Annotated in this window: 21 protein-coding genes and 1 pseudogene; 6 read left to right on the top strand and 16 right to left on the bottom strand. The window is 35.8% G+C overall.

What is annotated here, in order from left to right; genetic code table 11:
- Positions 1 to 62 precede the first annotated feature (62 nt).
- The 3 genes from rpiA to slyD form a co-directional block, all read right to left on the bottom strand.
- Positions 63 to 722 carry a ribose-5-phosphate isomerase RpiA gene (gene rpiA, locus A6B44_RS09445; protein ID WP_090920721.1) on the bottom strand — a complete coding sequence of 220 codons (660 nt, stop codon included), beginning with the start codon at positions 720 to 722 and terminating at the stop codon, positions 63 to 65.
- Between the two features lie 67 nt (positions 723 to 789).
- Positions 790 to 2124: a phosphoglucosamine mutase gene (glmM, locus tag A6B44_RS09440; RefSeq protein WP_090920718.1), complete on the bottom strand. Its 1335-nt coding sequence runs from the start codon at positions 2122 to 2124 to the stop codon at positions 790 to 792.
- Between the two features lie 8 nt (positions 2125 to 2132).
- Positions 2133 to 2744 carry a peptidylprolyl isomerase gene (slyD, locus tag A6B44_RS09435; protein WP_090920716.1) on the bottom strand — a complete coding sequence of 204 codons (612 nt, stop codon included), beginning with the start codon at positions 2742 to 2744 and terminating at the stop codon, positions 2133 to 2135.
- 188 nt (positions 2745 to 2932) lie between these two features.
- On the opposite strand from slyD, the gene ubiE reads away from it, so the two are divergent.
- Positions 2933 to 3721, top strand: coding sequence for a bifunctional demethylmenaquinone methyltransferase/2-methoxy-6-polyprenyl-1,4-benzoquinol methylase UbiE (ubiE, locus tag A6B44_RS09430; RefSeq protein WP_090920802.1), 789 nt, complete (start codon positions 2933 to 2935; stop codon positions 3719 to 3721).
- Between the two features lie 37 nt (positions 3722 to 3758).
- Here the strand turns inward: ubiE and A6B44_RS09425 are convergent, their stop codons facing one another.
- Positions 3759 to 5354 (bottom strand): ABC transporter ATP-binding protein, encoded by a 1596-nt coding sequence (locus tag A6B44_RS09425; RefSeq protein WP_176673513.1) that lies wholly within the window; start codon positions 5352 to 5354, stop codon positions 3759 to 3761.
- A 371-nt stretch (positions 5355 to 5725) separates the two neighbouring features.
- Between A6B44_RS09425 and A6B44_RS09420 the strand changes: the two genes are divergently transcribed.
- Positions 5726 to 7273 (top strand): peptide MFS transporter, encoded by a 1548-nt coding sequence (locus tag A6B44_RS09420; RefSeq protein ID WP_090920712.1) that lies wholly within the window; start codon positions 5726 to 5728, stop codon positions 7271 to 7273.
- A gap of 533 nt (positions 7274 to 7806) precedes the next feature.
- Complete coding sequence (erpA, locus tag A6B44_RS09415) at positions 7807 to 8148, top strand: iron-sulfur cluster insertion protein ErpA (protein ID WP_090920710.1); 342 nt, start codon at positions 7807 to 7809, stop codon at positions 8146 to 8148.
- Positions 8149 to 8237: 89 nt separating this feature from the next.
- Here erpA and argS read toward each other — a convergent pair whose 3' ends face one another.
- The gene (gene argS / locus A6B44_RS09410; RefSeq protein WP_090920707.1) at positions 8238 to 9965 is read right to left on the bottom strand and encodes an arginine--tRNA ligase; all 1728 of its coding nucleotides are present in this window, start codon (positions 9963 to 9965) and stop codon (positions 8238 to 8240) included.
- Positions 9966 to 10157: 192 nt separating this feature from the next.
- Here argS and A6B44_RS09405 point away from each other — a divergent pair, with 192 nt between their 5' ends.
- Entirely contained in the window at positions 10158 to 10622 is a 465-nt protein-coding gene (locus A6B44_RS09405; RefSeq protein ID WP_090920704.1) for an outer membrane lipoprotein, read from the top strand.
- A 71-nt stretch (positions 10623 to 10693) separates the two neighbouring features.
- Here A6B44_RS09405 and trmB read toward each other — a convergent pair whose 3' ends face one another.
- The 4 genes from trmB to yceD all read right to left on the bottom strand — a co-directional run bounded on the left by trmB (position 10694) and on the right by yceD (position 13286).
- Positions 10694 to 11443 (bottom strand): tRNA (guanosine(46)-N7)-methyltransferase TrmB, encoded by a 750-nt coding sequence (gene trmB / locus A6B44_RS09400; protein WP_090920701.1) that lies wholly within the window; start codon positions 11441 to 11443, stop codon positions 10694 to 10696.
- An 18-nt stretch (positions 11444 to 11461) separates the two neighbouring features.
- A complete protein-coding gene (locus A6B44_RS09395; RefSeq protein ID WP_090920698.1) occupies positions 11462 to 12415 on the bottom strand; it encodes a beta-ketoacyl-ACP synthase III in 954 nt (317 codons plus the stop codon).
- Positions 12416 to 12579: 164 nt separating this feature from the next.
- The gene (rpmF, locus tag A6B44_RS09390) at positions 12580 to 12741 is read right to left on the bottom strand and encodes a 50S ribosomal protein L32 (protein ID WP_090920695.1); all 162 of its coding nucleotides are present in this window, start codon (positions 12739 to 12741) and stop codon (positions 12580 to 12582) included.
- 23 nt (positions 12742 to 12764) lie between these two features.
- Positions 12765 to 13286, bottom strand: a complete 522-nt coding sequence (gene yceD / locus A6B44_RS09385; protein ID WP_090920693.1) for a 23S rRNA accumulation protein YceD — start codon at positions 13284 to 13286, stop codon at positions 12765 to 12767.
- Between the two features lie 122 nt (positions 13287 to 13408).
- Here yceD and A6B44_RS09380 point away from each other — a divergent pair, with 122 nt between their 5' ends.
- Positions 13409 to 14662, top strand: a complete 1254-nt coding sequence (locus A6B44_RS09380) for a paraquat-inducible protein A (protein ID WP_090920689.1) — start codon at positions 13409 to 13411, stop codon at positions 14660 to 14662.
- Between the two features lie 63 nt (positions 14663 to 14725).
- Here the strand turns inward: A6B44_RS09380 and glmS are convergent, their stop codons facing one another.
- The 7 genes and pseudogenes from glmS to A6B44_RS09345 all read right to left on the bottom strand — a co-directional run.
- Positions 14726 to 16561, bottom strand: coding sequence for a glutamine--fructose-6-phosphate transaminase (isomerizing) (gene glmS, locus A6B44_RS09375; RefSeq protein WP_090920685.1), 1836 nt, complete (start codon positions 16559 to 16561; stop codon positions 14726 to 14728).
- A gap of 37 nt (positions 16562 to 16598) precedes the next feature.
- Entirely contained in the window at positions 16599 to 17363 is a 765-nt protein-coding gene (locus tag A6B44_RS09370) for a DeoR/GlpR family DNA-binding transcription regulator (RefSeq protein WP_090920681.1), read from the bottom strand.
- Between the two features lie 245 nt (positions 17364 to 17608).
- A complete protein-coding gene (locus A6B44_RS09365) occupies positions 17609 to 18934 on the bottom strand; it encodes an anti-phage deoxyguanosine triphosphatase (RefSeq protein ID WP_090920678.1) in 1326 nt (441 codons plus the stop codon).
- A gap of 157 nt (positions 18935 to 19091) precedes the next feature.
- Positions 19092 to 19388 (bottom strand): DNA-binding transcriptional regulator Fis, encoded by a 297-nt coding sequence (gene fis / locus A6B44_RS09360; RefSeq protein WP_090920675.1) that lies wholly within the window; start codon positions 19386 to 19388, stop codon positions 19092 to 19094.
- Positions 19388 to 20362 carry a tRNA dihydrouridine synthase DusB gene (dusB, locus tag A6B44_RS09355; RefSeq protein ID WP_090920672.1) on the bottom strand — a complete coding sequence of 325 codons (975 nt, stop codon included), beginning with the start codon at positions 20360 to 20362 and terminating at the stop codon, positions 19388 to 19390. The genes fis and dusB overlap by 1 nt, the downstream gene beginning before the upstream one ends.
- Before the next feature lie 199 nt (positions 20363 to 20561).
- On the bottom strand, positions 20562 to 21446 hold the full coding sequence (ubiA, locus tag A6B44_RS09350; protein WP_090920669.1) for a 4-hydroxybenzoate octaprenyltransferase: 885 nt from the start codon (positions 21444 to 21446) through the stop codon (positions 20562 to 20564).
- A gap of 46 nt (positions 21447 to 21492) precedes the next feature.
- A pseudogene (locus A6B44_RS09345) lies at positions 21493 to 21618 on the bottom strand (DeoR family transcriptional regulator); the annotation flags it as partial.
- A 212-nt stretch (positions 21619 to 21830) separates the two neighbouring features.
- Here A6B44_RS09345 and gyrA point away from each other — a divergent pair.
- Entirely contained in the window at positions 21831 to 24512 is a 2682-nt protein-coding gene (gene gyrA / locus A6B44_RS09340) for a DNA topoisomerase (ATP-hydrolyzing) subunit A (protein WP_090920666.1), read from the top strand.
- The last annotated feature ends 8 nt before the right edge of the window (positions 24513 to 24520 follow it).

Below are 24520 nucleotides of genomic sequence, written 5' to 3'. Positions count from 1 at the left end.
TTTTTTGAACTTCTGACCTTACCTTTTTCCTGTGTATGGAGAAAGGTAAGGAAAACAATTAATTATTCGACTATTTTAGCACCTTCTGGCGTACCCACAATAGTGATATTCGCAAATCGTTGAGCAAAAATACCATTGGTGACAACGCCTGCAATATTATTGATGGTGTGTTCCATTTTTAGTGGTTCAATAATGTTAAAATTATACACATCTAAAATGACATTTCCATTATCTGTTATGACACCTTCACGATATTCAGGTGAACCACCTAATGCAACTAATTGACGAGCTACATAAGAGCGAGCCATTGGAATTACTTCGACAGGTAAAGCAAAGGTTGAGCCTAATACATCAACCTGTTTTGATTTATCCACAATACAGATAAACCTTTTTGCTAATGAACTGACAATTTTTTCACGCGTCAATGCTGCTCCGCCACCTTTAATCATATAACCTTGAGGCGTAATTTCATCAGCACCATCAATATAAATATCGAGAGCTGACACTTGGTTAGCGTCAAACACTTCGATACCTAATGCTTGTAAGCGTTTTTCGGACTCTTTTGAAGCAGCCACTGCTCCTTCAATAGGAAAGTCGAGAGTACCTAGTGCTTCAATAAAGCAGTTTACGGTTGAACCGCTACCGACACCAATAATAGTATCTGGTTTGACATATTTTAATGCCGCCTCTGCGGCTTTTCTTTTCATTGAAAGTTGATCCATTTTATTTTTTAACCTCTAAAATAAAAAAGAAAAACGCTAAGAGTAGTCTTAGCGTTAGATGAGTTATTTAATTACGTTTTACTGCCTCTGCAATTTCTGTTGCACATTGGTGTGCTAAGTTTGCATCGATACATTCTACCATTACTCGAATTAATGGTTCAGTACCTGATTTTCGCAGTAATACTCGACCTTTACCTTCAAGGCGTTTTGTGACATCTTGAGTAATACTTTGTACTTCAGCCGTTTCCAATGGATTATGTTGACCACTGAATTTCACATTAATAAGTTCTTGTGGATACAGTGGAACTGCTTCTGCAAGGTCATTTAAGCTTAATTTGTGTGATACCATTGCTGCTAATACTTCCAGAGAGGCAACAATACCATCACCAGTTGTGTTTTTATCTAAAAGAATAATATGCCCTGAATTTTCCGCTCCAAGTTTCCAACCTTTTTCTTTTAGTTGTTCTAATACGTAGCGATCGCCCACATTAGCTCGTACAAAAGGGATAGAAAGTGTACGCAATGCGTTTTCTAGGCTCATATTACTCATTAATGTGCCAACGACTCCACCTTTTAATTTACCTGCACGTAAGGCTTCACGAGCAATAATAAAAATAATTTGGTCGCCATCAACTTTGTTTCCGAGGTGATCGACCATAATTAAACGATCCCCATCACCATCATAAGCTAAACCTACATCAGCATTGGTTTCAAGTACTGTCTGCTGGAGCTTTCTAATATCAGTAGCACCAACTTCTTTATTGATATTCATACCATTAGGTTTTGTACCAATTTCAATTACTTCAGCACCAAGTTCACGTATCACATTTGGGGCAATATGGTAGGTCGCTCCGTTAGCACAATCTACAACAATTTTATAACCAGTTAAACTTAATTCTGATGGAAAGGTACTCTTACAATATTCAATATAGCGTCCTGCGGCATCAGTAATTCTGCTTGCAATCCCCAGTTTTGATGATTCGACACAATCCATTGGTTCATCAAGCATTGCTTCAATGGCCTCTTCAACTTCATCAGGTAATTTTTCCCCATTTGATGAGAAAAATTTAATACCATTATCCTCATAAGGGTTATGAGAAGCAGAAATTACGACTCCTGCTTCTGCTCGGAAAGTACGGGTTAAATAAGCAATAGCGGGTGTTGGCATTGGCCCTGTAAATGCAACAGAAAGCCCTGCTGCAGATAACCCTGCTTCTAACGCCGCTTCAATCATATAGCCAGAAATACGAGTATCTTTACCAATTAATATTTTTCGAGAACCTTGTGTTGCAAGTACTTTACCAGCAGCCCAACCTAGTTTTAAAATAAATTTTGGCGTAATAGGTGATTGCCCCACTGTTCCTCGTATACCATCGGTACCGAAATATTTACGTTCAGCCATTATTACCTCTAATGTTTACAGCCGCAACCACAGCTACCCTTTTTACCTTTTTGTTTTTCTTTTTTATGATCACCACAACATTTGTGATCATCATCGTGATCGTGACCGCAACATTCGTGATCATCATCGTGATTATGTCCACAACAACCACCTTCTTGTTGATGGATGTGACCATGAGCAATTTCTTCATCTGTTGCAACACGTACTGCAACAACTTCAACACTGAATAATAACTCTTGACCTGCTAGCATATGGTTACCATCAACCACAACTTCTGTTTCATCTACTTCTGTGATCACAACAGGTAAAGGGCCAATATCAGTATCTGCAATAAAACGCATACCTACTTCTAATTCATCAACACCTTGAAACACTTCTTTAGGTACACGTTGTACCATATTTTCATTATATTCACCGTAGCCTTCTTCTGGTTTTACTCGAACTTCGAAAGTATCTCCCACAGCTTTACCTTGCAGTGCATTTTCTAAACCAACTACAAGGTTTTGATGACCATGTAAATAGTCTAAAGGCTGATTAGTTGGTGCTTCATCAACTAACACCCCTTCTTGAGTACGAACTTGATAGGCAATACTTGGTACAGAATTTTTAGTAATTTTCATTGAGAATCCTTTATATTAAATTTAAAAATCCGCCTATTGTAACGCTTTAAACAGCATTAGAGAATGGAAAAATATAAAAATATTGCTTTTTAAGCGGTCACTTCATATGAAAAATTTGCAAAATATTGAGGAAATGCGATTATTTTTTTGTTAAAGTGATGATTATTTTTTTATTAAGAATTAAGCAAATGAAAGAGTCTAATCAATATTTATCACAGCAAAGTCACAGCGATACATCGGAAACCACACACTTTGGGTTTAAAACTGTTGCAAAAGAAGAAAAACAGCAATTGGTCGCTAACGTTTTTCATAGTGTTGCAGGAAAGTATGATTTAATGAATGATCTACTTTCTTTTGGGATTCATCGAGTATGGAAACGCTTTACTATTGATTGTAGTGGTGTAAGAAGAGGGCAAAAAGTTCTTGATCTTGCTGGCGGAACAGGGGATTTTAGTGCTAAATTTTCTCGTTTGGTTGGAGAGTCAGGTGAAGTTGTATTGGCGGATATTAACAGCTCAATGTTAGAAGTTGGACGTGAGAAGCTACGCAATTTAGGTATTGTAGGTAACGTAAGTTATGTACAAGCTAATGCAGAAATGTTACCTTTTGCAGATAATACGTTTGACTGTATTGTTATTAGTTTTGGATTACGCAATGTCACAGATAAAGATAAAGCACTGCGTTCAATGTATCGAGTACTTAAACCTGGTGGGCGTTTATTAGTATTGGAGTTTTCAAAACCTATTTTTGACCCTCTTGGTCAAGCCTATAATTTCTATTCTTTTAATATTTTACCTCAAATTGGTGAGACGGTAGTGAATGATGGTGAAAGCTATCGCTACTTGGCTGAATCTATCCGAATGCATCCAAAACAGCAAGAATTAAAAGAGATGATGGAGCAAGCTGGCTTTGAGAGCGTTAACTATTATAACCTCAGTGCAGGTATTGTTGCTTTACACCGAGGTTATAAGTTTTAATTTATTGCTTTTAAATAAGAAAATTGCCATTTATTTTCTATAAATTAGAGGCCTCAATCAAATGTTGAGTATAGTGGTGCTGAGGATTATGGAAGATTTGTTGTGTGTCCCCACTTTCTACTACTTCACCTTGTTGCATTACCATTACGTGATTACTTAATGCTTTAACAACAGATAGATCGTGACTAATAAACAAATAGCTTAAGTCATATTTTTTCTGCAAGCTGTTTAATAACTCAATAACGGTTAATTGCGTTGAGCGATCGAGTGCTGAAGTTGGTTCATCAAGTAATACAAATTTTGGCTCTAAAATCATTGCACGTGCAATGGCAATACGCTGACGTTGTCCACCTGAGAATTCGTGTGGATAGCGATTAATCATCGAAGGAGATAAATTTACTTCTTCTAACATTTTCATCACTCGTTCACGGCGTTCTTGTTTACTCATTTTAGGAAAATGTACTAATAGACCTTCACCAATAATTTCACCTATAGTTAAACGAGGTGAAAGTGAATTAAAGGGGTCTTGGAAGACCATTTGCATATCTTTTTTCAACGCTTGACGATCTTCTTTTGAAAGGAGGGGAATGTCACGTTTATCAAAATAAATATCACCTGTATAATCTAAAATTTGCATAACCGCACGTCCCAGCGTTGATTTTCCTGAGCCTGATTCACCCACAATACCGAGTGTTTCACCTTTTTTTAAGTTAAGTGAAATATTTTTAACGGCATTAAATACTTTTTTAGGTTTTCCAAGCCACGAACGTGTTACTACATAATTCACATCAACATTTTCTAGTACAATGAGATCCTTTGCATCTTCATCTGGTGCTGGTTTTAAAGTGTCTGGAATAGGATTTAATAATTCTTGTGTATAAGAATGTTGAGGATGGTTAAATACGTCATCAGTATTACCTTTTTCAATAATTTTACCGTTTTGCATAACACAAACATCATTACTGTATTTATGTATAAGACGTAGATCGTGTGAAATTAAGATAATCGCCATCCCCATTTCTTTCTGAATGTCTAACATCAAATCTAAAATTTCAGCCTGAGTCGTCACATCAAGTGCTGTAGTAGGTTCATCTGCGATTAACAAATCAGGTTTATTGATAATCGCCATTGCAATCATAATTCTTTGAAGTTGACCACCTGAAAATTCGTGTGGATAGCAGGCCATTTTTTTTTCTGCATCTGGAATTTTTACAATATTTAAGGTATCTAGTGTTAATTGTTTTGCTTCTTTTTTAGATAAGTGAGGTTGGTGAGTGATGACTGACTCTATAATTTGAGTGCCAATTCGCATAAAAGGATTTAGTGAGGTCATTGGTTCTTGGAAAATCATACCAATACGCCCACCACGCAAATCTCGCATTTCTTTTTCTGAAAGCGTTAAAATAGATTGTTCTTCGAAAATAATTTCAGAATTATCTCCATAAGAGACGATATTTTCTGGAAGTAATTGCATAATGGACATTGAAGTAACAGATTTTCCTGAGCCAGATTCTCCTACAATGCCTAATGTTTGTCCCTTCTCTACATCAAAGGATATTCCTTGCACGGCATGTACAAGTGCATCGTCCGTTTTGAGGTAAACATTCAAATCTTTTACTTCGAGTAATTTCATTTTTATATCCTGTAAATTGGTAAAAAACTGCGTTTTCTTATTTGCTTTGACTGTAACATATGTTGCAACAGTTACTTTAAGATAACATTTCTACTACAAAATAATCACTTTGTAAATAATTAAATCAGAAGTAGGTTGATTTTTTTCTTGATGATATAGAAATAAGGTTATGCTGTGTTGATAATTATTTTTTAAGAAATTATTCTAGAGAAAAAACAAAAATATGGTCTTTATGAGAATATAAATGATAAAAGTATGATCTCGCTCATAAATTTAACTGGAAAAATAAGAGGTACTGACTTGTTTTTTATAATAAATTAAGATAATTTATGCGAATTTATAACTATATAATTATTTAGGAGGTTTAAATTATGTCGGAAGTGACTATTGACAATAAGATTAATCCTAAGGTGTTAAATCACCCAGCAGGATTGTTTGTTTTATTTTTCACTGAAATGTGGGAACGTTTTAGTTACTATGGAATGCGTGCGTTATTAGTACTTTTCCTAGTTTCTGCATTAGATGAAGGTGGTTGGGCTTGGTCTCGTGAAGATGCAGGTGTGTTATATGCGTGGTACAGTTCACTGGTTTATTTTACTCCGTTGATTGGGGGGTATATTGCTGACCGTTTAACAGGGGCGAGAGTTGCCATTGTTGCAGGTGCATTGTTAATGACAATGGGGCATTTATCTCTTGCAATAGAAATTGGTGAGTGGACATTCTATCTTGGATTAACTTTACTTGTATTGGGTAATGGGCTATTTAAGCCAAATATCTCTACAATGGTGGGTGATCTTTATAAAAAAGAATCGAAAAAAGACAGTGCTTATACCATTTTCTATATGGGGATTAACGCTGGTGCATTTTTAGGTATTATGCTTTGTGGTTATGTAGGTGAAACTGTGGGTTGGTCTTATGGCTTCGGTTTAGCGGGTATCTTTATGTTATTCGGTTTACTACAATTCTACTTCTCTAAAGCATTATTTGGAAAAATTGGTGCTCTACACAAAAAAGTTGAGGTTAAAGATACAGAAACGACAGAAGTAACAAAAGAAACCCTTACATTAAAAGAAAAAGATCGCTTAATTGCGGTGGGTGTCTTTGCTTTATTTACTATTGTTTTCTGGTGGGCATTTGAACAAGCGGGTTCATCAATGACTATCTTTGCAAAAGACTATACCCAACGTGTTTTAGTTGGTGAATGGGCTACACTTTTCGTATGGGTAAACTTCTTCTTAACAGTAGTGCCAGTTATTATTGTTACTTGGGTTCTAGGATTACTCGTAAAACAAACTTTCTCAAAAATTCCAGTATCTAACAGCTTCTTAATGGTAAGCTTTGTGATTATTTGGGGAATTGTTATTTGGAAATTATATGGTGAGTTCAGTTCAACAGATCAGATTGAAGTACCTTCGTCTTGGTTTGGTATCTTAAACTCATTCTTTATCATTGCTTGTGCACCGTTGGTATCTAAGATTTGGGAAACAAAATTTAATCCATCAGGTCCAGTAAAATTTGCGATTGCAATGGTATTATTAGGCGCAGGATTTGGTTTCTTATCTTATGGTTCAATGAGTATTAAATCAGGTGTTGATGCTGCATCAGTATCAATGTTCTGGCTAATTGCTGCTTACTTCTTACATACAATGGGTGAGTTGTGTTTATCACCAATTGGTTTATCTTATGTAAGTAAATTATCACCAAAACGTTTTGTTGGTTTAATGTTTGGTGTTTGGTTATTTGCAGCATTTATCGGTAATCTATTATCTGGTTATACAGCAAGTGCTATCGATTCACTTAATGAGTCAATGGGATTATCAGGCTTCTTCCTACTCTTTACTATTATTCCAGTAGGAGCAGCAGTGGTTATTCTAGCAATGTCTAAATTCTTGAAAAAACGTATGCACGGTGTACATTAATTAAAGCATTTGTAAAGCTAGTATAAAAGATATAAAAAACGGTTAAAAATATAATTATTTTAACCGTTTTTTTTCGTTTTAACGGTTTAAATTTCCTCCAATTTATTCAGGTATTTTGTAGATTTAATTTAGAATACTTTAATTAAAAATTTGCAAATTTTTTATCACATCTACCCGCTTTTTCAGAGCGAGATAGAGTTTAAAATTTAATAAAATCAATAAGTTGCTTTAACTTGATATTTATTAATATTCCCTTGCATTACGCAGAAAACCCTTCGACAAGCTCAGGGAGCAAAAGACAGCGGTTGCTGAGCCTGTCGAAGCATAAGCTTTTCTTAATAGTATCTATAATTAGTACAAATCAACACTTCTATTACATAATTACTATTAATTTATAAAAATCAATGGCTACACATTTATGGTTGTTCTACCCGCTTGTTAAGCAAAGTATGTATTGTTTTCATTCAAAGGTTGATTGAACCTTTTAATTGTTGGATAATGCTCCATTAATTTTAAATTTAGTGGGGTTTCTTATGAGCGAGATTAATGTTCCTCTTATCTTTACTGATGCAGCGGCGAATAAAGTAAAGAGTCTAATTGAGGGTGAGGACAATCCAAACCTCCGCTTGCGAGTTTATATTACAGGTGGAGGTTGTAGTGGCTTCCAGTATGGTTTTACTTTTGATGAAGCTGTCAACGATGGAGATTTAACCATTGAAAATCAAAATGTTGGGCTTGTTGTGGATCCAATGAGTTTACAATATTTAATTGGTGGAACAGTTGATTATATTGAAGGGTTAGAGGGTTCTCGCTTTGTGGTAAATAATCCTAATGCGAGTTCAACTTGTGGTTGTGGCTCCTCATTTACTATCTAATTACTACTGAATATAAAAAAACCGTATTGATATTTTGATATCATACGGTTTTTTATTGTAATGCTATAATTTAATAAGCTACGTAGGGACTACATTTTTTCAACTGTTTTAATACCTAACAGATCTAATCCTTGTTTCAAGGTTTTAGCCGTTAAATAAGCCAGTTTCAAACGACTTTGTTTTACATTTTCTTCAGCATTTAAAATTGGGCAAGCTTCATAAAATGTAGAGAAAGTACCTGCTAACTCATAAAGATATTGACAAAGAACGTGAGGAGTCCCTTCTTTTGTAACGATTGTGACTGACTCTTCAAATTGTAATAATTTTAATACCAGTGAACGCTCTTTATCTTCCAATAAAGCTAACGTTCCTTCAAGACTATCAGGATTAATATTTGCTTTGTTAAAAATTGAGCGAACTCGTGTATAGGCATATTGTATGTAAGGTGCTGTATTACCCTCAAAACTTAACATATTATCCCAGTCGAAAATATAGTCAGTTGTGCGGTTTTTCGATAAATCTGCATATTTCACAGAACCTACAGCAATTGCTTCTACTACTGCTTTTTTCTCATCTGATGTTAAATTCGGATTTTTTTCTGAAATAAGTTTATCTGCTCGTGTTTCTGCTTCATCAAGAAGATCCGCTAATCTAATTGTACCACCCGCACGTGTTTTAAATGGTTTACCATCTTTACCTAACATCATTCCAAAATAATGATGTTCAAGACTGAAACTATCTGGTACATAGCCTGCTTTACGTGTAATTAACCAAGCCTGTTGCATATGTTGAGCTTGACGAGAATCAGAAAAAACTAATGCTCTATCTGCTTTCAATGTGTGGCAACGATATTTTGCGGCAGCAATATCTGTTGTAGTATAGAGAAATCCGCCATCACGCTTTTGGACAATCACACCTAGTGGATCGCCATCTTTATTTTTAAATTCATCGAGGAAAACAACATAAGCACCTTTATCTTCTACCGCTAATCCTTGTGCTTTTAAATCTTCCATAATTTCAGGTAACATAGGATTATATAAACTTTCACCCATTACATCTTTTTCCGTAAGGGTAACGTTTAAACGATTATAATTTTGCTGATTGTGGAACATTGTAATATCAACCAGTTTACGCCACATCGTATGGCAGTATTCATCACCACGTTGTAGTTTCACCACATAGTTACGTGCTTTTTCTGCAAAAACTTCATCTTCATCATAATGTTTTTTTGCATCACGATAAAAGGCTTCTAAATCGCTTAATTCCATCGCTGTGGCATTCTCATTTTCCATTTTTTCAAGATAAGCGATCAGCATACCAAATTGTGTTCCCCAATCACCTACGTGATTAGCTCGAATAACATTATTACCTAAAAATTCTAATGAACGAACGACAGCATCACCAATAATCGTTGAACGCAAATGTCCTACGTGCATTTCTTTTGCTACATTTGGCGATGAATAATCCACCACAACTGTTTGTTGTTGATTTAACTCAATACCTAATTTTTTACTACTTAATGCTTTTTCAGCATTTTTTTCTAACCACTCTTTTTTCAAGAAAATATTGATAAATCCAGGACCTGCAATCTCCAATTTTTCAGCAATACCCTCTAAATTTACTTGTTCTAATACTTTTTGAGCAAAATCACGAGGGTTTAAACCTAATTTTTTTGCTGCCCCCATAATTCCATTGGCTTGATAATCACCAAATTGTGGTTTTCCAGATTGACGGATGACAGCTTTACAATCTTGTTCCGCACCAGCTAGAACCATTGCGGATTGAATTTTTTTTGATAAAATTTGTTGAATATTCATTGTTATAACCTATTAATTTTTAACTTGTCCAAATCGGATGATATGATACTAAAATTTGCAAATATTTTCGACAATCTTACCGCTTGTTTTGCAATAAAAAACTCAAATGAGTGATTATTGTCTTAATTAATGCAATAATGCACTGTTTATTACTAAAAGTGTATTTTAGTATTCATTTTAGGAGAAAATTAAATGAAAAAATTAGGTTTAACTTTTGCACTCATTACAAGTGTTGGTATCGTGGGCTGTGCAAATCAAGATGTGTACGGTGGTAATGTTTATACTGGCTCTCAAGCAAAAGAAGCACGTTCAATTAGTTATGGAAAAATTGTTGCTGTTCGTGATGTTTTAATTCAAGCTCGCAGTGAAGGAGTTGTTGGAGGCATTGGCGGTGGTGCATTAGGTGGCGTGCTTGGTTCGACTATTGGCGGTGGAAAAGGACGTGATGTTGCAGCCGCTGTAGGTGCTATTGCAGGAGCGGTTATTGGTACTAAAGCAGAACAAAAAATGAATCAAGTTGACTCTATGGAACTGGTTATCCGTAAAGATAATGGTAAAGAAATCGTTGTTGTTCAGAAAAAAGAAGCGGGTTTTGTAGCGGGTAAACGTGTAAGAATAGTGGGTTCATCATCCGATCTTAATGTTTCATTGCTTTAAACGTTTTTATTGTATTACCACTGGCTCTAAGCTTATTCTTATTGAGCCAGTGAGTTTTTGACTTAAGATTGTTACTTTTTAATAAAATAGAGATCCCACACATTATGACCTAAATTTTTACCTCGCTCTTCAAACTTGGTTAAAGGACGAAAATCAGGTCGAGGAATATAGTCATTGGTAGGAGATTGATTCACTAGCTTTGTTTGAAATTGTTGTAAAACCTCTAACATCCATTCCGCATAGTTTTCCCAATCAGTTGCAAAATGAATAAAACCAGAATCTGTTAGTTTTTCCAAAATTTGAGTAATAAATTCAGGTTGTACAATACGGCGTTTATGGTGTTTAGATTTATGCCAAGGATCAGGAAAATAAAGTTGTAGACCCTGTAATGAGGAGTTGGCAATACTATCACGTAGAATTTCGGTGGCATCGTGGCAAATAACTCGCAGATTTTTGACATTTTTCTCAACGGCATAAGCAATACACGCTCCGACTCCTGGTGTATGAACCTCTATCCCAATATAGTTTTTATCAGGATTTTGTTCTGCCATCTCTACCAGAGATTTTCCCATCCCAAAACCAATCTCTAAAATAACAGGATTATCATTACCAAAAATAGCATTAAAATCAAAAGGGGTCTGTTGATAATCCAATCCAAAGATTTTCCAATTATCATTCATCATTTTACGTTGTCGTTCACTTAAACGCCCTGTACGTAATACAAAACTGCGTACCTTACGTTTATAACGGCCATCTTCTGTAAATTCTGCTTGTTCAACGGTTTTACGCTTTTTATCTGCAAATGTTTTTTGTGTTGTCATTGTTTTAATTTGTTCTATTTAAAAACGAATCAGTGCTGATCCCCAAGTTAAACCGCCACCAAAGGCTTCTAATAATAAGATTTGTCCTCGCTGAATACGACCATCTCGAACAGCTTCATCCAAAGCAGCTGGAATAGAAGCGGCTGAAGTATTACCGTGACGCTCAAGAGTCAATACAACCTGATCCATTGCCATTTTTAATTTTTTAGCGGTAGCGGTAATAATACGTAAATTTGCTTGATGAGGTACAAGCCAATCAATCTCACTACGATCTAATTGATTATGAACTAACGCTTCCTCTACAACATTTGCTAATTCTCGCACCGCAATTTTAAATGTTTCATTACCTAGCATTTCTAAATAAGCAGGATCACAATGTGGTAAACGTGATGGGCATTCTAGCGTAAGCACATCGGCATTTTTTCCTGTTGCGTGTAAGTGAGTAGATAAAATACCTGTCTCTTCCGAGGTTTCTAAAATTACTGCTCCTGCACCATCACCGAACAAAATAACGGTAGTACGATCATTAGGGTCTAATACTTGTGAAAATATATCAGCACCAATCACTAAGGCTTTTTTTACCTGTCCTGTTTTAATAAACTGATCTGCAACACTTAATCCATACACAAAGCCAGAACAAGCTGCTGCTACATCAAACGAAATGGCATTTTCAATACCTAACATTTTTTGTACTTGGCAAGCAGAGCTAGGAAAAGAGTGACTTGATGTAGTGGTAGCAACAATGATTAAATCGATCTCATTAGGATCAATAGATGACATTTCAACACATTTCTTTGCGGCTTCATAACCCATTGTTGCAACGGTTTCATCACTCGCTGCAATCCTACGTTCTTTGATTCCTGTTCGCTGTGTAATCCACTCGTCTGATGTATCAACCATTTGTTCAAGATCGGCATTAGTACGAACTTGACTAGGTAAGTAACTACCTGTTGATAAAATTCTGCTATACATATTTTTCTCGAAATTTAAGAATATTAATTTTGTCTAATTCTAACAAGAATTAAATGCTGTTTCAGCAAATTTTAACTATTGTTTTTTAATTGTGTGCTTACTAAAACTAAAAACGAGGACATCTGTCCTCGTTTTTTCTCATTCTTATAAAGTGGATAAATTAATTACTTAATTTTACGACCTTTATAGAAACCATCTGCACTTACGTGATGACGTAAATGAGTTTCACCACGATCATCTACAGATACTGCAGCAGTTGTTAAAGCATCGTGTGAACGACGCATACCACGTTTTGAACGAGTCTTACGGTTTTGTTGAACAGCCATTGGCCATACTCCTATAATCTAGATTATTTTTTTAAGTTAGCTAATACAGCGAACGGGTTTGGTTTTTTTTCTTCCTCGTCAGGAATTTCTCCAAACACCATATCCGCCACGGACACTTCACAGTGTTCATCACTATGTTTCGGGACTAGAGGGATATTGAGTATCAATTCATCTACAATAGTATCTAGTAAATTTATTTCACCAAATTTATTTAATTCCACTGGTTCATAAATTTCGGGTAAATTGTCCGCCTGATCCATATTTGATACTGGACTGAAACTAAATGTACAGTCTAGTGTTTGTGAAAATGGATTACTACAACGCTGGCATTCTAATTCAACATCAACTTTTGCTGTACCTTTAAGTACAGTCAATCCTTGAGGATCTATGCTTAGCGAGAGTTTTATTTGTGCATCACTTAGCACATTACTAACAAGTTCACCCAATCGATTTAAGGAGGATTTTATAAAAATGCCTTCATAATCTAATCGATGCTGAGCATCTTTTTTAGGATTAATTGTTAAGGGTAGTTTTACCGTTTTCATAGGGTGCGAATATTACAGATAGAAAGCCAAATAGTCAAAGGGAAAATAATATTTTTTAGAACTTACTTGCAAAAGTTGTTATATCATAGACAATAATAGCAAATTTTATAACGAAAATTATAATGGAACGAGATTTTAATTACTTACAACGCTGTAAAGAATGTCATACGATGGTGAAAATGGTAAAAACCACTCACAATGATACCGCTTGTTGCCCAAATTGTAATGAAGTTCTTAAGCAAGGACAATATTGGAAGCTAAATCGCTGTGCTATTTTAGCTATTACAATCCTTATTTTACTTCCTTTTGCACTTATTTTCCCTTTAATGCATATTGATCTTCTCGGAATGCCTATTTACGCTTCTGTTTGGGGCGGGATTTGGAAAATGGCAACGTCTGGCTATTCTATTACTGCTTTTATGGTGTTGTTATGCTCAGTGATTATGCCTTGTTCCTTTGCTTTACTCGTTATAATTGTTGCCCTGCAACGTTTATTCAAACAACGTCCACGCTATACATTATTACTGCTGTCTAAAATTCAACAGTGGGTAATGTTAGACGTTTACTTAGTTGCTTTAGCGGTTGCTGCGTTTAAAGTGAGAGAATATGCTGATCTTTATTTTGATATTTATCTTTCTTCTTTTGTCATTACAACAATTTTAACTACGTTATTGTTTATCAAAATTAATCCTCATCAACTCTGGAAGGATTTTTACCCTGAATACCACGTTTTGCACTCAGAACAATGTGGTTCTATAACACTCTGTCCTGAGTGTGAATACACATTTGATGAAAATATTGTTGATTTAAAAGGACGATTACGTTGCCCTCGCTGTGAAAGTAACTTAACTATTTCTGATAGTATAAAATTACAACGAGTATGGGCAACGTTGATCGCAGGAATCATTATGCTTATCCCTGCCAATATTCTTCCTATATCCAGTGCTGCCTTTGCAGGTTCTACATCCTCTGATTCGCTTATATCGGGCGTTATCACTTTTATGGATATGGGAAGCTATACTGTAGCAGCCATAGTGTTTATTGCGAGTATCGCAGTTCCTTTTAGTAAAGTGGCGATTATTTTGTATCTATTATTAGCGATTCATTATCGTTGGGCTCACAATATTAATATTCAAATGAAATTATTACACTATGTGCATTTTGTGGGACGTTGGTCAATGTTGGATTTATTTGTATTAGCACTAATGATGTCACTAGTAGAGAGGGGACAAATTATTAGCTTTTCCGTAGGAAGTGCTGCGGTATTCTTTGGTGCAGCCGTCTTTTTGACTATGGTATCTTCATCAAATTTAGATGCCAGAATGCTATGGAAAATTCATCAAGATAAAAAAAGCAGTACGAATAATACAAACTAAAATTTGCAAATTTTTGTATTCATCGTACCGCTTAGTATGGTTAATTATTCAACCAATTATTTATTACTCAACGGTTACCGCTTTCGCTAAGTTACGAGGCTGATCGACATCTGTCCCTTTAATTAAGGCGATATGATAAGAAAGTAGCTGTAACGGTACGGTGTAAAAAATAGGAGCGGTAACTTTATCTACTTTTGGCATAACCACTGTTTTAAAGTTATCTACATTCACAAAACCTGCATCTTTATCAGCAAAAATATAAAGTTGTCCACCTCTGGCGCTGACTTCTTCAATATTAGATTTTACTTTTTCTAATAAATCATTTTCAGGCGCAACCACCACCACTGGCATATCGCTATCAATTAACGCTAATGGGCCGTGTTTTAGTTCGCCTGCTGCGTAAGCTTCTGCGTGAATATAAGAAATCTCTTTTAATTTTAATGCTGATTCCATTGCGATTGGGTAAAACTCGCCACGCCCTAAGAATAAGGTATGATGTTTTTCTGCGAAATCTTGTGATAATTTTTCAATTTCTTTATCAAAGACTAAGGCACTTTCAATTTGTGCAGGTAATCGTTGTAAAGATTGCACAATTTGTTTTTCTTGTTCTTCGCTTACAGTACCTTTTAAACGCCCGATTGCTGCCGTTAATAGTAATAAACAAGTTAATTGTGTAGTAAAAGCTTTGGTTGACGCAACACCAATTTCTATGCCTGCTTTTGTCATAAAGGCAAAGTCAGATTCACGCACTAATGATGAACTTGCTACGTTACAAATGGCCATTGAAGACATAAAACCTGATTGTTGCGCTAAACGTAATGCAGCTAAGGTATCTGCGGTTTCTCCTGATTGTGATAAAGTAATCAATAAACTATTTGGACGAGTCACAAATTTGCGATAACGGAATTCAGACGCAATTTCCACATCACAACTTACTCCCGCAATCGATTCAAACCAATAACGAGCCACCATTCCAGCGTTGTAAGAGGTACCACAAGCTACAATTTGAATATGTTCTACTTTTTCCAAGATTTTATCGACATTTTTCCCCATTGCGTCAATATTTACTTTACCATTGGTAATACGCCCTTCGAGGGTATTGATAATCGCAACAGGCTGCTCAAAAATTTCCTTCTGCATATAGTGGCGATATTGCCCCTTATCTGCTGCATCCTGTTCAAAATGAGATTCGTGAATTTCACGTACTACAGGATTATTTTCACTATCAAAAATATCCACTGTTTTACGTGTAATTTCAGCCACATCGCCTTCTTCTAAATAGATAAAACGGTGGGTAACGCTCAATAGTGCCAAAGGATCTGAACCAATAAAGTTTTCACCTACACCTAAACCAATGACTAATGGGCTACCTGAACGAGCAACAATCAAATGCTCTGGTTCATCTTGATTCATTACTACCGCACCATAAGCACCACGTAGCTGTTTAACTGTTTTCTTTACTGCCTCTAGTAAGGTTTCTGAAGAGCGTAATTCCCATTCTACTAAGTGAGCGATTACTTCGGTATCCGTTTGTGATAAAAACTCATAGCCTTTCGCTTTTAATGCTACACGTAGTTCTTCATAATTTTCAATAATACCATTATGTACCACAGTAATTTTACCGCTTTGATGTGGGTGAGCATTCATTTCACTTGGTTCACCGTGTGTTGCCCAACGAGTATGAGCAATTCCAGTTCCACCTGTTACCTCACTTTCAGCTACAGCATTTTCCAATTCTTTTACTTTACCGACTCGACGAACAACTTTTATTTCTTTAGTTGTTGCATTAAGTACGGCTACGCCTGCTGAATCATAACCACGATATTCTAAACGGTGTAACCCATCAACTAAAATATCTGCCACATCACGTTGTGCTACTGCACCGACTATTCCACACATAGTTTTACTTTTCCTTTATTTGTTATATTTAAAATTATTAAACTTGAGCAACCAAGACTTCAATCCCTTTTTGCTCAAGCTCTTTTTTTACTTGTACGTCAATTTGATTATCGGTAATGACACGATCAATCTGATCCCACACTAATTCTACATTTGGCATTTTTCTATCCATTTTCTGTGATTCAATCATCACATTGACTTCACGAGAAACCTCCGCCATTACCTGACTAAGTCCAACTAACTCATTAAAAGTTGTGGTGCCTCTTGTTAAATCTAAACCATCAGCACCAATAAAAAGTTGGTCAAAATCATAAGATCGCAACGCAGTTTCAGCGACTTTTCCTTGAAAAGATTCTGAGCGAGCATCCCATGTTCCGCCCGTCATCAATACAGTCGGTTCAATTTCTAATGCGGTTAATTCAGAAGCGAGAGTTAGGGAATTTGTCATCACAACTAGCCCCGCTTGATTCAAATAAGGAATTAACGCCCCAGTCGTACTACCGCTATCAATAATGATACGATTATGCTCACGAATACAACCTGCCGCCAATTTTGCAATTGCTTTCTTTTGTTTCGAAATATATTCAATATGTTGATCATCAATAAATTCAGAAGGGATTCTAATGGCACCACCATAACGACGCAACAATACACCACTTTCTTCAAGTGTCGTTAAATCCTTACGAATTGTGACTTCAGAGGTTTCAAACAGTTCCGATAATTGCTCAACACTTACTTCCCCTTGTTCTTGAACAAGAGTAGCAATTAAATGACGACGCTGTTGCGTATTTCGTTTTGACATAAAAAGTTTTATTTTGGTTTAATTAAGTTTTGTTTCGTAATTATATAATAAAAAAAGAATAAGCGGTAAGATTTTTTAGGAATGTGCAAAATGATATAAGTGTGAAAAATGTGTTTTTATTATATTTTCATCTTTAAGATTTTAAAGGGCTAATCTATATCAGCCTTTTATAAATGCCACTAAGCAGTAAGCTTTTTCTCAATTTTCGTAAAAAGTGAGTAATAACTTACCGCTATTATAAAGGGTTAGAGTGACTCATATAACCTAAAAGCCTGTCGATCAGACATACTGGCTAAATAATCACAAATAATACGAGGGCGTTTTGATTCTTCGGTATTTTTCCATTGTTGGCGGATATAGTAAGGTAGTAAACGTAATGGTTCACTACTGAGTATGTCAAATATATCCATTAAAATACGCTGTCCTTTATATTCTACTCGTTGCGTTTTTTCATCCATAATGACAAATTTCAATACAAATGTTTTTAGCACTTGTAATACTTCAAGAACATCACTCGGTAAAATAGCATTAAAGCGAAGTAAAGGCTCTTCAAATTCATCATTTAGATGCCATTGTACATTGGTAATAAAATAATTGACCAGTGAGCCGATCACATCTTTACGCTCATAGCGATGGTAGGAGAACAATTTTTCTCTCATTTGTGGAAGAAAGTCTTTAATCCATAGTGATTGGCATTGTTGAAATTTCTGCTCTGCATATTCCCAAAAACGGGGAGTGACCATACCGACTACTATGGCATCTTCTAAATCGTGAACAGCATAAGCAATATCATCAGCAAGCTCCATAATGCTACAATCTAATGATTTGTAAATGGGTTTACTCGGTTTAAAAGGATCTGCACTATAGTTAATTGAGCGAAAACGTTGTTTATCTGTTTCAGAAAGCGGTTGTAAGACCCAGTCAAACATCTTTTCATCATCTCGATAAACCCCTTTACTGGTTTTAAAATGATGTGCATTAATAAAACGGCTATCATTCACTTTGGTATATTGTTGTGGTTGAGTTTCATCTAAAAAAGCAGGATATTTTAGTACGCCTAATAATGCTCTGCGTGTTAAGTTCATTCCTGTATCTGGAGTGTAAGACTCTAAGTGAGTGACGATACGAAAGGTTTGAGCATTGCCTTCAAAACCGCCGTGGTTTCGCATTTTGTAATTTAATGCGGTTTCACCACCGTGTCCAAAGGGAGGGTGTCCAATATCATGCATATAGCAAATCGATTCGATTAGGCTACGAGAAGGCAATAAAGCGGTAAGATTATGTTGAAAATTTGCAAATTCTTGCGGTGATGTGACCGCTTGAAAGCTGTCTAAATCATTGAGTAGCTTTGCTCTTAGGCTATTGCCAATTTGTGCGACTTCTAAAGAGTGAGTCAGGCGAGTACGATAAAATTCATTTTCTCCTACTGCGTGAATTTGTGTTTTTGCTTGTAAACAACGAAATGCTTCTGAATGTAAGATTCTCCCACGATCACGCTGGTAAGGAGAGCGGTGATCTTTTTCACGTTTTTGACCTTCTAAAAACCGTTGGATCCAAATTTCTGAAATCATATTATACCCTTTTAAACTACTGCATTAATGAAATAATACATTATTTAAACGATGAAAGCGAAATATTGTGGAATGAAAAATGAGGGAGGAGTCAAAATAAAAAAACCTTGCTTTTAAGGCAAGGTTTTTGATGTTTTATTGGTAATAATGGCTAAAATTAACCCATACCATATTTTTTTAATTTTTTACGTAATGTTCCACGGTTAATACCGAGAATTGTTGCCGCTCTGGTTTGATTTCCACGTGTGAACTGCATTACCATATCTAACATAGGATGTTCAATTTCAGATAATACTAATTCATATAATTCTGTTGGATCTTGACCATCTAATTGAGAAAGGTAATTTTTTAGTGCTTGTTTTACATTGTCACGTAACGGTTTATTTACTTGTTGCGATTGAGCATTCAGCATTGCAACCGTTAAAGGATTTTGTTGTGGTTGTTGTTCTAGCATTATTTCTTATCCAAAATTAAATTTTTAATAAAACTTTCTAATGCATTAAGTTGTTCTTTTGTTGAACTTAATGTATTAAAAGTACGTTTAAAGCTAGAGTTAGGGCAAAGTTGTTCAACATACCAACCAACGTGCTTTCTGGCAATTCGATAACCTTTTTGTTCACCATAAAACTGATGAAGGCTTTCAATATGCTTTAGCATTGTTTGGTTTTTCTCATCTAATGAGAGTGTTGTAACTTGACCAAACTCTACAAAATCGGCTATTTCTTTAAATAACCAAGGACGACCAAAACTGCCCCTTCCAATCATTACTGCATCAGCACCTGTATAATCTAAAACAGATTTTGCTTGCTGTGCAGAGGTAATGTCTCCATTTGCAATAATAGGAATGGACACAGTTTGTTTCACTTTCTTTATATTGTCGTATTCTGCGTTTCCTTTAAAGAGACAGCTACGAGTTCTTCCATGAATTGTTAATGCAGATATATTCATTTGTTCAGCAATTTTAGCAATTTCTAAACAATTTTGATTCTCTAAATCCCACCCTGTTCTAATTTTCAATGTAACAGGGACATTCACTGCACTCACTACTGCCTCTAGAATACGAGCAACCTGACCAGGATCACGCAAAAGAGCAGAGCCTGCCATTTTTTTGTTTACCTTTTTTGCAGGACAACCCATATTAATGTCTATAATCTCAGCACCATACTCTACATTTATTTTTGCTGCTTGTGCCATTTCTGTTGCATCATACCCTGCAATTTGTACCGCATTTACGCCAATATCATTATGATGAGCAAGGCGTAGTTTAGATTTCTCTGTATGCCATACATCAGGATTGGTAGACATCATTTCTGAAAATGTCAAACCAGCACCAAATTGACTACATAATCGGCGAAATGGAAGGTCTGTAATTCCAGCCATCGGAGCGAGGAAAATACGATTTTTAAGTTCATATTGTCCAATTCGCATCACTAATTATCCTCAATTGAATGATATTTAAACAAATGTAGTTTTAATGTACTAAAAACAAAAAATACGGCATAAACCGTACTTTTATATAATTGTCTGTTATTTAGACACTCCTGATCTAGGAGGCGAATAATACACACTTTTTTATAATTTGGGAAGTATATTTTTTGCCCAAATCGTAAAAAATATGAAAATAATTTTATTTAAGATAAATTTCTATCAAAATTGCACATAAAAAACTCACACCAACATAGTTATTATTAAGAAAAGCACTGAAACAGGCTTCTCTTTTTCTTTTTTTTGTTAATTTACATTGATAGATGAATAAAAGTGTAGGAATAATAAGAATACTGTAATACATAATAGAGAATGATTTCAGTATTCCAAGTGCTATAAAGAGTAATAATGTAATCATTTGTAATGATGCAATGATTTTATTATCGTATTGAGCAAAGAGAATGGCAGTGGATTTTACACCTATACGTAAATCATCATCACGATCAACCATTGCATATTGGGTATCATAAGCGATTGTCCAAACTAAATTAGCGAAAAACAGAATCCAACATTCTAATGGTAATGTATGATTAACAGCACTGAATGCCATTGGAATTGACCATCCAAATGCGATTCCTAATATTAATTGAGGGAGATGGGTGTAACGTTTCATAAAGGGATAAATGATTGCGAGTCCAGCGGCAATAAAAGAAAGCAGTATCGTATAGCTATTAAGTAATAATACTAATGAAAACGCCAGTGTAAGAAGCGTGATAAATAATCCTTTGGCTTCTTGCTCTGTCACTAACCCCGTAATAAGGGGTCTTTGATGAGTTCTTTTAACGTTGCCATCAATATGGCGATCGGCATAATCATTAATAACACAGCCTGCCGCTCGCATTAGAATAACGCCTAGTACAAAAATAACTAAAATAGGGAAAGAGATAGCCCCATTTGAGGCTAAAAATAACGCCCATAATGTTGGATACAGAAGTAACAAAGTGCCAATAGGTCTATCTAATCGCATTAGTTGATAATAGCCTAAGCACTTATCTTGTGAAAAATGTGTTTTAAACCAATTACTCATAACAGAAATGAACTTTAACATTATTATTTTTTAGATGAGAGGTTGATTCATCCAAGTCTCGACGAATCGTTTGAGGACTCACTTTTAGTTTTGCAACTAACTCTTCAGTACTGATATAGCCTTGTTGATTGATAAGATCAATAATTTTATTATGACGGATAGATTGTTTCATTTCATTCTCCCGTAAGCATTCGAATTTTCCATTTTTTGTAAAAAGTAGTAATAATCTGACCGCTTATTTTAATGTGTAACGTTATTGCTGTGTATTTTCAACTTTTATCTATGATATTTCAACCAGTTTTCTTTTATTTTATGTTATAATAATGCTAATTTTTCGTATTATGTAATACGATATTTTTTATAAATTAGGATTAGGAAATTTCAATGAGCGAATTAGCCAAAGATACCATTCCCATTAGTATTGAAGATGAATTAAAAACATCTTATCTTGATTATGCAATGTCTGTGATTGTCGGACGTGCATTGCCTGATGTACGAGATGGTTTAAAGCCAGTACATCGTCGAGTACTATTTTCGATGGATCAGAGTGGTAATACATCAAATAAATCGTATGTAAAATCAGCCCGTGTGGTTGGGGATGTAATCGGTAAATATCACCCTCATGGTGACACTGCTGTTTATGACACTATTGTGCGTATGGCTCAGCCATTCTCATTACGCTATATGTTAGTGGATGGACAAGGTAACTTTGGTTCGATTGATGGCGACTCGCCTGCTGCAATGCGTTATACCGAAGTACGTATGCAGAAAATCACCCAACAATTATTAACGGATTTAGATAAAGAGACTGTGGACTTTTCGCCAAACTATGACGGCAAAGAGATGATCCCTGACGTTCTTCCAACCAAAATCCCTGCACTGTTAGTCAACGGTTCATCGGGTATTGCGGTCGGTATGGCAACCAATATTCCGCCACACAACTTAAATGAAGTGTTAGACGGCTGTTTAGCTTATATGGATAATGAAGAAATTACCATTGATGAGCTAATGCAACATATTCCAGGTCCTGACTTTCCTACTGCGGCAATTATTAACGGTCGAAAAGGGATTGAAGATGCTTATCGAACAGGGCGTGGTAAAGTTTATGTTCGAGCTAAAGCCGAAGTAGAAACCAATGCCAAAGGGCGTGAAATTATTGCGGTCACTGAATTACCTTATCAAGTAAACAAAGCCCGTTTAATTGAAAAAATTGCCGAATTAGTGCGTGATAAAAGGTTAGAGGGTATTAGTGGCGTCACGGATTTATCCAATAAAGACGGATTACGTGTTGAAATTGACGTAAAACGTGATTCTGTGGGCGAAATCGTATTAAACAACCTTTACGCTTTAACTCAAATGCAAGTCACATTTGGGATCAATATGGTTGCCCTTGATCACGGTCAGCCAAAATTATTTAACTTAAAACAAATTATTGAAGCCTTTGTTAAACATCGCCGTGAAGTGGTCACTCGTCGTACTATTTTTGAATTGCGTAAAGCACGTAGTAGAGCCCATATATTAGAAGGTTTAGCAATTGCTTTAGCCAATATCGAACCTGTGATTGAGTTAATTAGAGCGTCAAAAAGTAAAGCAGAAGCTCAAGCCGCCTTACTTTCTCGTTCGTGGGAATTGGGTAATGTAGCAGGAATGTTAGAGGCTGCAGGTGTTGATGCTTCTCGTCCTGAAGACTTACCAGAAGAATTTGGGGTGCGTGAAGGACAATACTATTTATCAGATACCCAAGCTCAAGCAATCTTAGAGCTTCAACTACACCGTTTAACAGGTTTAGAACATAATAAAATTGTTGATGAATATAGAGCTATTTTAGTTGAAATTGGTGAGTTATTATATATTTTAAATAGCCCAGAGCGTTTAATGGAAGTGATCCGTGAAGAATTAGAAGCGGTTAAAGAGCAATTTGGTGATGAACGCCGTACAGAAATTACCGCAAGTACAGCAGATATTAATTTAGAAGATTTAATTACGCCAGAAGATGTAGTTGTTACCCTTTCTCATACGGGTTATGTGAAATATCAACCGCTTTCAGACTACGAAGCACAACGTCGTGGTGGTAAAGGTAAATCAGCGACCAAAACCAAAGATGATGACTTCGTAGAACGTCTGTTAGTTGCAAATACCCACGATACGATTTTATGTTTTTCAAGTCGTGGACGTTTATATCAATTAAAAGTGTACCAATTACCACAAGCCAGTCGTGGAGCAAGAGGAACACCGATTGTGAATATCTTACCATTAGATAAAGAACAAAATGAGCGTATTACTGCAATTCTACCAATCCAAAACGGCGACTTCTCTGCAGAGAAATTTGTGGTGATGGCAACCGCAAGCGGAACAGTGAAAAAAGTCACCCTTGATGCGTTTAGTAAAGTCCGTTCAAACGGTTTAATTGCCTTAAACTTACGTGAAGGTGACGAGCTAATCGGTGTGGATATTACCGAAGGCGACAGCGAAATTATGTTGTTCTCAGCACAAGGTAAAGTGGTTCGCTTTGCAGAAACTGCCGTGCGTGCAATGGGACGTACTGCAACAGGTGTTCGTGGTATGAAGCTGGCATTATCTAATATAGAATTACCAGAGGACGATAATGAAACAGATGTTGAAGATGAAACATCAACGGTTGATTTAAAAGCAGATAAGATTGTTTCTTTAGTGATACCAAAAGAAGAAGGTGATATTTTAACTATCACTGAAAATGGTTATGGTAAACGTACTGTCTTAACAGAATATCCAATTAAATCACGTAATACTAAAGGTGTGTTATCCATTAAAGTAAATGAACGTAATGGTAAAGTGGTTTCTGCTGTTCAAGTAGAAGAAACCGATCAAATTATGTTGATTACTGATGCGGGTACACTGGTTCGTACACGTGTTCACGAAGTGAGTCTTGTGGGACGTAATACGCAAGGGGTTCGTATTATTCGAACTACAACCGATGAACGAGTAGTTGGACTAGAGAAAGTCTGTGAAATTGAAGAGGATGAAGCGGATACTGTCGAAACGGTTGAAGCAACAGAAGTTGAAGTAACAGAAACTACTCAAGAATAATACAGTTA

Source organism: Pasteurella skyensis (genome assembly GCF_013377295.1).
GTDB lineage: Bacteria > Pseudomonadota > Gammaproteobacteria > Enterobacterales > Pasteurellaceae > Phocoenobacter > Phocoenobacter skyensis.
Note: the sequence above shows the minus strand (reverse complement) of the source record. Positions and strands in the feature narration are given on the sequence as shown.